This window comes from Klebsiella sp. MS 92-3 (assembly GCF_000195655.1).
In the GTDB taxonomy this organism is placed as follows: Bacteria; Pseudomonadota; Gammaproteobacteria; order Enterobacterales; family Enterobacteriaceae; genus Klebsiella; species Klebsiella pneumoniae.
In genome coordinates, this window is record NZ_GL882872.1 from 37,949 (window position 1) to 46,950 (window position 9,002).

The following is a 9,002-nucleotide window of genomic DNA, read 5'->3' on the forward strand; positions in this document are numbered from 1 at the left end:
GGGGGGGGGGGGGGGGGGGGGGCCCCCCCGTGGGCGGCGCTTTCAGCGCCTGGGTTAGCGGGAGCCTTTTTCACCATCTTCCAGGTATGGACATGCGTGCATATTTTGTTTTCCTTACCGGTGATTGGCGACCAAATGCCATAAATACGAATCCCGTGATCGCCATAGGTTCCTGGTTCGACTGTCGGCTCGTAGGCGGTATGAATGAGGTAATTTTTGCGGGGAACAAGTACACCGCCCTGCTTCATGATGTAAGTGGCAAAACAGCCAACATCAGCAGCAGCGAGCACAGCGTCCAGTTTTGGATCCATAAGTACCGGAGCGCCCGGTTTGCTGGTTTTCATTGCACGAGTTGCCTGCGATGCGAACAATCGTAACTCGCGGTACGCCTGGCGGCCTGGAATCCCAAAAAAACGAAATTGTTGAACACGGTGCAACGATGCCCACGCAGTGACGTGCTCGGCACTATCACGTAGTGATTTACCCGTCTCCTTGCTGACGGTGTCACCCAGCCCACGCCCATCGATGTTTTTACTGACGTACTTTGCAATATAGCTGGCCGGAGTCCCCTTTCGCGGGTCTATCAGCTTTGACTTGAAACGAGCGCCAGTGTTATTGCCAAGTTCGGCGCGATCTTCTCGGATAGCGAAACGACGCAGCAGCTCTGTGATTGCACGTCGATGTTTTTTGCGCATAAAACACAATAAATGCCAGTGCACAGTGCCATCGTGATGTGGTTCGGCTACGCGGACGCCGTACCAGCGCAGCTCTTTTTTGTGCATTGCCTTACGGAATGCCGCAAACGTATCAACCAGATAGTCGCTGCTTTTCCTAACTGTCGAGTGATCCCATGTAGGGTTAGGCTTCCCGTTCATCAGTGTGGCGTGGTACTTAGACGGACAGGTGATGGTATAGAACATGGCGCAGTCGCCACGCATTTCAGCTATCAATTCCAGGCCCTTGACACAAGCCATCATCTCATTACGACGGTGCGCCGGATTGCTGGCACTTGCAAGCACCACATCCTCCATGCTGAGCGTGTCGCCATCTTCGTTAATCAGATCATGGTTGCGGAAAAAATCCATCGCCTTACGGCGTTGTTCCCGCTTCTGCAACAGGATGTCATGGCTGACATAAGGTGATGCGTGCCGATGAACAAGGCACGCAGCCCGAAGTAACTCTTCCCGCCATTCGTTGCGGAGTTGCCACAGCTTACGTTGCCACCAGTCAGCACAACGCATACGGGCAAGCGCGCCCGGTATCAGCTCGTAATTAATCGGGTTGCGGCGATTATGTTTGCTGCGGAGCGCTTCATAACCCGGCGGGATAACATCAAGGCGTGACACTTCGGCCGCCACACGACGATAGAGCTCCAGTATTACGATGGGAGAAGCTAATTCATCGGTCAGCATCTCACCGCAAAGCTGGATAAAAATCATATCAATGTGCGTTGCGACCAGCGTTGAAAGCCGCTTAACCTCCCGCTGATTCAGTTCAGCAAGTCGAAGGAGTTGATCAAGGCTATCCCTGCCAGCCATGGCCTGGAATGACAGCGACGCCTGGTTAGCACGGACCTTGTCAATTCTCACTAATGAGGGAGTAATGACCTCATTCAGATAGGTAGGCAAATGGCGCGGATCTTCTGATTTTTCCAAATACTTAATCCTTGTTTCCAGCGGCTTGCGCAGGAAACCAGGCAAGCTGGCGACGTCATCACGAATCAGGGTAAGAGGATCAACACGATGGAGTTCTGCATGTCGCTTAGCCTTCTCAATCAGCGCATCATTCAATTCGTCATAGTGCCAGGGATCGCAATGTGCAACAGAAAAGAGGTACTCTTCTGCTGCACGACTCATTGCTTCAGCCTGCTCGCGTTGATCGCTTTTATCCTGCTCATAAAGCGCAATCCAGACGGCCAGCGCAGAGGGTTTCCGTGCAGGCACATCAACAGCATAAGGGTTTACTGGCTGCTTTCTGGCATTCCAGCTCCATGCCAGGGATGTGGAGTCAGGCATAGCTCACCGTCGTTATCTTATTTTGCCAGGTCAACGCCACAACAAGCCGGCGCGCCAAACATTTCGGCATGTGTCGCATCGCCCATTACCGCCCCACAGTCCGGGCAACCTCCACCACCAGAACGACCGCAACCACCACACACGCGAAGAACGCCAATCACTTCACCGGCCATATCGCGGGTTTTGGCGCTAACGGAACGTCGAACTCTGAAGGCGTGGAGATTGAAAGCGGAGTAGATCTGGCGTGTTTCTGGTGTGTCGCTATTTGAGATGACCGAGCGCGTTCCATGCTGGCGATTAACGTCCAGTAGCGCCGTAACCAAAGCGCGGTGATCGTCCAGGGTAAATGGCTTGCCGTAAGCGGTAAAATTGGCTGTTTTGCTAGTCGGGATGTACGGTGGATCGCAGTAAATCACGGAGTCCAGGCGATTCCTGGCGACGTACGGAATGGAAGTACGAAAATCATTACAAAGAAAGAGCGCGTGAGTATCCCGCGCCTTTTCGGCAAATAGGCGCATTTCTGCTTCTGGAAAATAAGGCGCCTTATAGCTGCCAAATGGAACATTGAAACCGCCATCCCTGTTGGTGCGATAAAGCCCGTTAAAGCAGTGGCGGTTCAGGTATAAAAATGATGCAGCCCACCGTACAACGTAATCATCTGCACACTCGTCATCCCACGACAGGTGGTTGAACAACTTGCGCTCTTCGTAATAGCTATCTTCGTTATTGCCATTTCTGAATACGTTCCTGGCGATCAGTATCAATCTTTCAGGGTCTTCCCTGAGCGCGAGGAAGAAATTGATCAATGCGCGATTGCTGTCACAAAGCACATAGCGGCGGTATTCCGTATTCATAAAGACTGTGCCACTGCCTACAAAGGGCTCAATCAAGCAATCGGCTTTAGGTAAGTGCTTCAGCAGCTCCGGCAACACGCGGGTTTTACCGCCAGCCCACTTAAGAGGTGACTTAATCATTTGCGGCATTCCTGGTTATAGGTTTCATGGGTCATCAGTCGCCACTGCTTACCACCGTTTTTGCTGAGCAAACGCCAACGGAGGCCAATGCGGATCACGAGATAGGCGTGTGGCTTGACTCGGGTGTAATTACGCTGTCCACGAGCAAAGCAATTCAGGGCGGCAAGCGCCCTCTTACAAACCGGCAACGGCGCGTTACAAACAACAGACAGATGCGAATGCATGGCAGCCCTCATAGCGATCCAATGTGTGGAGAGGTCAAGCGCTGCCAGATTTCGCAGACTTGCTCCGCTTGATATCGCGCGTCAGTGAGCGTGTAACGAGCCAGGGCGCTTCTCGCATGAGGCGCATAGTCTGTGGCAGCAGCAAGGTCGAGAAGTGAACGAATGCAGCGGTATTTTGTGCCTTCAGGGAAAATGCCTGACACCTCTAAGCGATCCACGGCATAACGAAGTGAAACCAGTTTTTCCGGGGCATCTTTGAACCATACTAATAACGCCGCGTTCCGGGGACAGGTATTGTCGGCGATGAAAGCAGCAAGGCTGCAAAGTGCATCTTCTTCAGCTTCGGTTGCGCTCATTACTTCGGCGCGCCAGTGAGAGTCTTTTTTCATCCAATCGAATGCCGTACTAATGCTGATACGGCCCTTCAAGCTTTCAGATTTACGAATGTCTATCGAAGAATAAAAAACCTTTCCGATCTGCCCTGTTGAGGGTTCAAAAAACACAGCTTCAATGGCACACAGAGGTGATGACGGTTTCTTACTAACGTTAATCAAATCGATCATTACGTGATTCATGGTTTACTGCCCTCGCTGGTGATTGTTTCGTGGTTGGCTATCCACTGCTCAAGTGCTGAATAAATCTCTTCGGGGGTAAGGCCTTGCTCTTTCAGCAGGCCCATACGGATGCGCAGCAATCCGAGTAAGTGGGCGCGCTCGCCTTTGCGCGCATTGGTGCTGATTCCCATAAACTCTGGATCGCTTATTCCGCCTCCCGGCTTTATTGACGTAACCGACATGCAACCTCCTGAAAAAGGCAAAACGTATCCCCGGCAAAGTAAATGCCGTTATTTTTGAAGCGGGTTAATCAATTGTTTTAGCGCGATTCTCTTTTAATCTGCTTGAATATCCTTTCATGCCAGTAATACATGAAATCAATAAAGGTCATTCGCGCGCGATCGTGATTACCGCGAATTGCTTTTTCGAGCCCGTAAATTATTAAATCTTTAGACGGGCTTTTTGAACTAATGGTGATACGAGCACCATTTTTTAGATGTACAGTGAACCCCTGCTCGGCACTTTCCACTGCTTCTCGAATCAGCATTTCCTGTTCCCAAGATGTTTTTTCTTCGGTGAACATGGCGTACTCCGATGATCAGTTAAAGCGAGGGGGCTCCAGCCGCCAGGAGGCTCTAGCTCCCAGTTTCAGGTGTTCCAGGATCTCCGGTGTAACCTCTACGGTTACCTCCTGCGGTTGAACAAACTTCATAGCCTTCTTCAGTTGCTCAGCGTCCAGAGATAGCAGGTCGTATGGTTTAGGGATATCACCATCGGTGACGGAAATAATGATGTTGCGGAGTTCTTCAAGAGTGCATTCATCATTCTCGCCTTGAAGCATCGCGAAATGATAGAGGTGGGATACGCCGTGGCGTAAAAGCTGGAGAGAGTAATCATGATTCCATTCCAGAAACTCTTTATTGAAATGGAAGCATTGTAAAAGCGAGTTAATTTTTTCTGCATATTCGAGTTTCATTTTCGCCCCCAGAGATTAAAAAGCAATGAAGTGCTTTTTACTCATGATTCTGTCAATCGTTCGACATGCTTCTGATAAAGCAAAGTCGATGCCGTAATAATGGCCTGTGTGCGTAATTTGATAGCGCTGGCGGCTGTACGGTTTTTTGCGTGGGAGTTTCAGAATAGTAAAACCACAGTAGAGGCTGGTTTTGCTATTGAGCTGTGATACTGATCCGCGGCTACCGTTCTTCATATTTCCTCTCCTGAAACCGGCTATCGACCTGGCTCACCGAGACCAAGCCACATCAACCACCCTTCCCTGATCTCCTTTGGGCGACTTTCGTAGGCCAGTTTCATGCCGTTGTTCCAGGCTGGAAGGTAAACCCAGTACTCGCCCGCACGCCCAGAAGTTGACTGGGGATCGGTCATCTCGATTACAGGTAACTTCCCTTTCTCGATCATTCCTCTTACGGCTGCCGGAGGTTTTCCAATGATTTTCGCAAACTCCTGATACGGGATGGCATCGCTGCTACTGACAATTTTTTTGTTCATCTGATAACCTCTTATCTAGATCTAACCAATGGGCTTCAATGTTCTCTAATGTGCCTTAGTGTTTTTAGAGAATATCGAACAACAGTAGAGAATACCGAAGATATTAGAGGATCTTGATAACATGTCAACAGCTATTAGTGAGAAGCTTGCGTTGATTCGCGAGTCCGAGAGACTTAACAGAAAGCAATTTGCTGAAATTACAGGAGTTCCTTACAGCTCACTCACATATTATGAAAGCGGAAGGACCATACCGCCTACCGACATAGCGATGAAAATTCTCCAACACCCCCGATTCTGTAAATACGCTCTTTGGTTTATGACCGATCAGGTGTCCCCTGAATCCGGTCAAATCGCACCGGCCCTCGCACACTTTGGGCAAGACTTAACAACCTCGCAGCACTCAGACCAAAAGACTGGTTAACAATTAACCAGGCTTACATACATTTCAAATGTCTATTATTGGTCGAAAAGTATTCATCACATAATTGCAACGCGTTAAGGCCTAAAGGCAAACGCACCCATCGGAGGGTTTTCTTATGACTATTAAGAAACTCGATGATGGTCGATATGAAGTGGACATCAGGCCTGCTGGTCGCAATGGAAAGCGTATCCGCAGGAAGTTTGATAAGAAAAGTGAAGCGGTAGCTTTCGAGAAGCATACCCAGTTCAACCATCACACCAAAGAATGGTTATCAAAACCGACGGATAAGCGGCATCTGTCTGAACTGATACAGCTTTGGTGGAATTTGAAAGGCAAGCATGAGGAGCACGGTCGGATAAACCGCAACAAGTTAGACGTGTTTTGCAGGATTACAGACGATCCTTGTGCTTTTCAGATTACGAAAGCGCTGATTAGTCAGTATTACGCGGCAAGAAGAAGCCAGGGTATTAAAGCTTCCACCATTAACCGCGATCTCAACAGTATCAGTGGTATGTTCACAGCGCTTATCGAGGCCGAGTTGTTTTCGGGTGAACATCCGATCAGAGGGCGGAAGAAGTTGAAAGAAGAAGTCCCAGAAACTGGCTATCTGACAGAGGACGAAATCAAGCACTTGCTCTTTAAACTGGATGGCGACAACAAGAAGATAGCTATTCTGTGTTTAAGTACTGGTGCTCGCTGGGGCGAAGCGGCTCGACTCAAGGCGGAACACATCATACAGAATCGTGTGACGTTCGTTAAAACCAAGAGTAACAAGCAGCGGACTGTTCCAGTTTCAGCGGAAGTGGCAAAACTCATAGCGGATGGTAAGCGAGGGTTGTTATTTGGTAAGGCGTCTTATTCTGACTTCAGGCAGATACTCAGGGAGGTAAAACCTGATCTTCCGACCGGCCAGGCGACGCATGCACTACGCCACAGTTTCGCGACGCATTTTATGATTAATGGGGGGAGCATAATTACATTACAGAGGATCTTAGGACATGCGCGAATTGAGCAAACTATGGCCTACGCTCACTTTGCACCGGAATATCTTCAGGACGCGATCTCGCTTAACCCGCTGAGAGGTAGCGCTGATGTGTGAAACGTCCACATAATGTCCACAGATGGGTAATTAGTTATGGCTTTCAATGGTCTTGCGTGCCGCGCAACTCCGCATTGTACCGTTGAAAGCCCCTTGTTCCGGGTGTTTCCAACGCACCCGACGGGGCTTTTTTTCCCACCGCGTGGACAAGTATTCCCCAGACAGATGTGATAAATTTAAAAATATCACTGTTTATTTGACGCTGATGTCCGTTTGCAGCCCAATATGCTGGGGTGACGTTTGGCGTGCTGGAGCTGTATTATTCATGTCAGATTTTATTCTTGCCCGGGTGTCGCAAACCCTCGCTGCGGAACAGTCCCTGGAAACCCTGGTGCGCCAGCTGCTGGAGATGCTGGAGGCGGTGACGCGAATGGAGTCCACCTACCTCACCCGCATTGATACCAACGCCCAGCGGCAGCAGATCATGTTCGCCCACAACAGCAGCGAAATGCAGATCCCGGAAGGATTTTCCGTCCCCTGGGATGAATCCCTCTGCAAACGCGCCCTTGAGGATCAGTGTACGTTTAGCAATGACGTTGCCAACCGCTGGCACTCCTGCATCGCCGCCCAGGAGCTGGGAATCGCTACTTTTTTAAGCATTCCCGTCCGCCTGGCCGACGGCTCTCTGTTCGGCACCCTCTGCGCCACCAGCCGGCAACAACAGCCTTATAACCTCGAAGGCGAACAGGTCATGGGCCTGTTTGCGAAGCTCATTTCCCACTACGTGGAAAAAGACACCCTGGTGCAACAGCTGCAGGCGGCAAACGTCGCGCTGGAGCTGCACTCGTCTACCGATGAGCTCACCCAGCTTCCCAATCGCCGCGCGCTGTTTAAGCAGCTGGCGTTACGCTTTGCCTCCGCCCGCGCCCAGCAGCAGCAGGTCTCGCTTATTTTTATCGATCTCGATGGTTTCAAAGCCATTAACGATCGGTTCGGCCATCCGTGCGGCGACAGCTTTCTGGTGCAGGTCGGCAAACGACTCACCGCTGTCGCGCGCCGGGAAGATATCGTTGGCCGCCTTGGCGGCGATGAGTTTTTGATCGTCGGTAGCGCCCAGCAGCCTGCCGCACAGCAGGCGTATGTCACGTCTCTGCGTCAGGCTCTGTGCGGCGTCTACTTCCTCGGCGAACAGCGTATCGACTATGAGGGCGCTAGCTTCGGGGTGGTCACCTGCGATCCGCAGAGTATCGATGTTGAAGCGGCCTTACGCGCTGCCGATGAGGCGATGTACCAGGATAAGAAGTCCCGCCGCCAGGAGAATTTCATTCATATTGACTAAAGTACCGCGATATCCAGTATCATGCAGGGCATCATTCGTGGGTACAGGGACACAATCATGAAATTGGGTATTCTTTTCCCGGTGGCGATCTTTATCATCGCCGTCGTCTTTCTCGGCTGGTTTTTTGTCGGCGGCTATGCGGCGCCGGGTGGGGCATAATGAAAAAAAGCACCATTATCATGCTGGTCGTCGCCATCGTGGCGGTGGCCGGCACCCAGTTTGGCTGGTGGTGATCGCCGCGGCGATATTGCGGATTTATCCTATCCCATCAATAAGTTAACCCTTTACACTCACGTTATCCGCCGCGGCATTCTCGGCCCCGGGGAATAAGAATAGCGGGAGAAGTAAGGATGAAAAAACCGATCGTGTTACCGTTGATTATTACGCTGTGCACGCTGTTATCGGGATGCATTATTGACGATGGATATCATCCCCATCGCCACCACCACCATCATCACTATCATGACGACGACTAATGCTTCACGCTGTTGATAAGCCGATAAGACAGGGCGAACCGCGGTTCGCCCGTTGACGCTTAATCCTGACGATCGGCGCCGAGGAAAATAAAGCCGAGGGGGATAGCGAAGAGCGCGGTAAAGACAATGCTGTAAACCGTCACCATCGCCCCCTGCAGGAAGAACATGGACGTCGTCCACTCTGAGTACGGCATATTGTACTCGCTCACCACGCCCCCGAAGGTCGCCCGCCCCACTACCGCCAGCGCGATAGCAAACACCACCGCGAGCGACAGACAGTATTTTTTGCAGTTTTTATTGCTGAGGAGTTTTTGCAGAATCATCGGGGCTTCCTTTTTGCTGAGCGATAAACGGCTGTATATGTAACACCAATGCAATAAAAAATGAAGGGTTTTTGTTACAGGGCAGAATAAGAGACGGCGGGGCGGGGGGGGGGGGGGGGGGGGCGGGG

15 protein-coding genes are annotated in these 9,002 nt (G+C 51.0%); 6 read left to right on the plus strand and 9 right to left on the minus strand.

Annotated features, from left to right (window positions below; translation table 11 throughout):
* From HMPREF9538_RS00510 to HMPREF9538_RS00475, 8 genes are all read right to left on the minus strand, one after another.
* A partial coding sequence (locus HMPREF9538_RS00510; RefSeq protein WP_009486493.1) for a replication endonuclease occupies positions 1–2,015 on the minus strand: 2,015 nt, incomplete at its 3' end.
* Positions 2,016–2,032: 17 nt separating this feature from the next.
* Entirely contained in the window at positions 2,033–2,989 is a 957-nt protein-coding gene (locus tag HMPREF9538_RS00505) for a DNA adenine methylase (RefSeq protein ID WP_020316882.1), read from the minus strand.
* Positions 2,990–3,221: 232 nt separating this feature from the next.
* On the minus strand, positions 3,222–3,776 hold the full coding sequence (locus tag HMPREF9538_RS00495) for a 3'-5' exonuclease (protein ID WP_223385443.1): 555 nt from the start codon (positions 3,774–3,776) through the stop codon (positions 3,222–3,224).
* An 8-nt stretch (positions 3,777–3,784) separates the two neighbouring features.
* The gene (locus HMPREF9538_RS00490) at positions 3,785–4,009 is read right to left on the minus strand and encodes a hypothetical protein (RefSeq protein WP_009486496.1); all 225 of its coding nucleotides are present in this window, start codon (positions 4,007–4,009) and stop codon (positions 3,785–3,787) included.
* Positions 4,010–4,086: 77 nt separating this feature from the next.
* Positions 4,087–4,350: a hypothetical protein gene (locus tag HMPREF9538_RS00485; protein ID WP_009486497.1), complete on the minus strand. Its 264-nt coding sequence runs from the start codon at positions 4,348–4,350 to the stop codon at positions 4,087–4,089.
* Positions 4,351–4,365: 15 nt separating this feature from the next.
* Positions 4,366–4,743 (minus strand): hypothetical protein, encoded by a 378-nt coding sequence (locus HMPREF9538_RS00480; protein WP_009486498.1) that lies wholly within the window; start codon positions 4,741–4,743, stop codon positions 4,366–4,368.
* Positions 4,744–4,758: 15 nt separating this feature from the next.
* Positions 4,759–4,977 (minus strand): hypothetical protein, encoded by a 219-nt coding sequence (locus HMPREF9538_RS0128635; protein WP_023328080.1) that lies wholly within the window; start codon positions 4,975–4,977, stop codon positions 4,759–4,761.
* Between the two features lie 20 nt (positions 4,978–4,997).
* The gene (locus HMPREF9538_RS00475; RefSeq protein ID WP_009486499.1) at positions 4,998–5,276 is read right to left on the minus strand and encodes a regulatory phage cox family protein; all 279 of its coding nucleotides are present in this window, start codon (positions 5,274–5,276) and stop codon (positions 4,998–5,000) included.
* Positions 5,277–5,397: 121 nt separating this feature from the next.
* Here HMPREF9538_RS00475 and HMPREF9538_RS00470 point away from each other — a divergent pair, with 121 nt between their 5' ends.
* The 6 genes from HMPREF9538_RS00470 (at position 5,398) to HMPREF9538_RS31965 (ending at position 8,551) form a co-directional block, all read left to right on the plus strand.
* On the plus strand, positions 5,398–5,697 hold the full coding sequence (locus HMPREF9538_RS00470; protein ID WP_009486500.1) for a helix-turn-helix domain-containing protein: 300 nt from the start codon (positions 5,398–5,400) through the stop codon (positions 5,695–5,697).
* A 115-nt stretch (positions 5,698–5,812) separates the two neighbouring features.
* Positions 5,813–6,796, plus strand: coding sequence for a tyrosine-type recombinase/integrase (locus HMPREF9538_RS00465; protein WP_009486501.1), 984 nt, complete (start codon positions 5,813–5,815; stop codon positions 6,794–6,796).
* A 265-nt stretch (positions 6,797–7,061) separates the two neighbouring features.
* The gene (locus tag HMPREF9538_RS00460) at positions 7,062–8,075 is read left to right on the plus strand and encodes a sensor domain-containing diguanylate cyclase (RefSeq protein WP_004176549.1); all 1,014 of its coding nucleotides are present in this window, start codon (positions 7,062–7,064) and stop codon (positions 8,073–8,075) included.
* Between the two features lie 57 nt (positions 8,076–8,132).
* Positions 8,133–8,234, plus strand: coding sequence for a YoaK family small membrane protein (locus tag HMPREF9538_RS31955; protein ID WP_004150782.1), 102 nt, complete (start codon positions 8,133–8,135; stop codon positions 8,232–8,234).
* Positions 8,234–8,308: a protein YoaJ gene (yoaJ, locus tag HMPREF9538_RS33470; RefSeq protein WP_004213093.1), complete on the plus strand. Its 75-nt coding sequence runs from the start codon at positions 8,234–8,236 to the stop codon at positions 8,306–8,308. The genes HMPREF9538_RS31955 and yoaJ overlap by 1 nt, the downstream gene beginning before the upstream one ends.
* 117 nt (positions 8,309–8,425) lie before the next feature.
* A complete protein-coding gene (locus HMPREF9538_RS31965; RefSeq protein WP_009486502.1) occupies positions 8,426–8,551 on the plus strand; it encodes a hypothetical protein in 126 nt (41 codons plus the stop codon).
* A gap of 59 nt (positions 8,552–8,610) precedes the next feature.
* Here HMPREF9538_RS31965 and HMPREF9538_RS00450 read toward each other — a convergent pair whose 3' ends face one another.
* Positions 8,611–8,874, minus strand: a complete 264-nt coding sequence (locus tag HMPREF9538_RS00450; RefSeq protein WP_004140489.1) for a DUF2534 family protein — start codon at positions 8,872–8,874, stop codon at positions 8,611–8,613.
* Positions 8,875–9,002: the final 128 nt, after the last annotated feature.

What these genes read in the sequence shown, in the direction of transcription:
- HMPREF9538_RS00450 (WP_004140489.1), bottom strand. Translation starts at nt 8,874, where the DNA reads ATGATTCTGCAAAAACTCCTCAGCAATAAAAACTGCAAAAAATACTGT.
- HMPREF9538_RS31965 (WP_009486502.1), top strand. Translation starts at nt 8,426, where the DNA reads ATGAAAAAACCGATCGTGTTACCGTTGATTATTACGCTGTGCACGCTG.
- HMPREF9538_RS31955 (WP_004150782.1), top strand. Translation starts at nt 8,133, where the DNA reads ATGAAATTGGGTATTCTTTTCCCGGTGGCGATCTTTATCATCGCCGTC.
- HMPREF9538_RS00465 (WP_009486501.1), top strand. Translation starts at nt 5,813, where the DNA reads ATGACTATTAAGAAACTCGATGATGGTCGATATGAAGTGGACATCAGG.
- HMPREF9538_RS00480 (WP_009486498.1), bottom strand. Translation starts at nt 4,743, where the DNA reads ATGAAACTCGAATATGCAGAAAAAATTAACTCGCTTTTACAATGCTTC.
- HMPREF9538_RS00470 (WP_009486500.1), top strand. Translation starts at nt 5,398, where the DNA reads ATGTCAACAGCTATTAGTGAGAAGCTTGCGTTGATTCGCGAGTCCGAG.
- HMPREF9538_RS00505 (WP_020316882.1), bottom strand. Translation starts at nt 2,989, where the DNA reads ATGATTAAGTCACCTCTTAAGTGGGCTGGCGGTAAAACCCGCGTGTTG.
- HMPREF9538_RS00495 (WP_223385443.1), bottom strand. Translation starts at nt 3,776, where the DNA reads ATGATCGATTTGATTAACGTTAGTAAGAAACCGTCATCACCTCTGTGT.
- HMPREF9538_RS00490 (WP_009486496.1), bottom strand. Translation starts at nt 4,009, where the DNA reads ATGTCGGTTACGTCAATAAAGCCGGGAGGCGGAATAAGCGATCCAGAG.
- HMPREF9538_RS00475 (WP_009486499.1), bottom strand. Translation starts at nt 5,276, where the DNA reads ATGAACAAAAAAATTGTCAGTAGCAGCGATGCCATCCCGTATCAGGAG.
- HMPREF9538_RS0128635 (WP_023328080.1), bottom strand. Translation starts at nt 4,977, where the DNA reads ATGAAGAACGGTAGCCGCGGATCAGTATCACAGCTCAATAGCAAAACC.
- HMPREF9538_RS00485 (WP_009486497.1), bottom strand. Translation starts at nt 4,350, where the DNA reads ATGTTCACCGAAGAAAAAACATCTTGGGAACAGGAAATGCTGATTCGA.
- HMPREF9538_RS00460 (WP_004176549.1), top strand. Translation starts at nt 7,062, where the DNA reads ATGTCAGATTTTATTCTTGCCCGGGTGTCGCAAACCCTCGCTGCGGAA.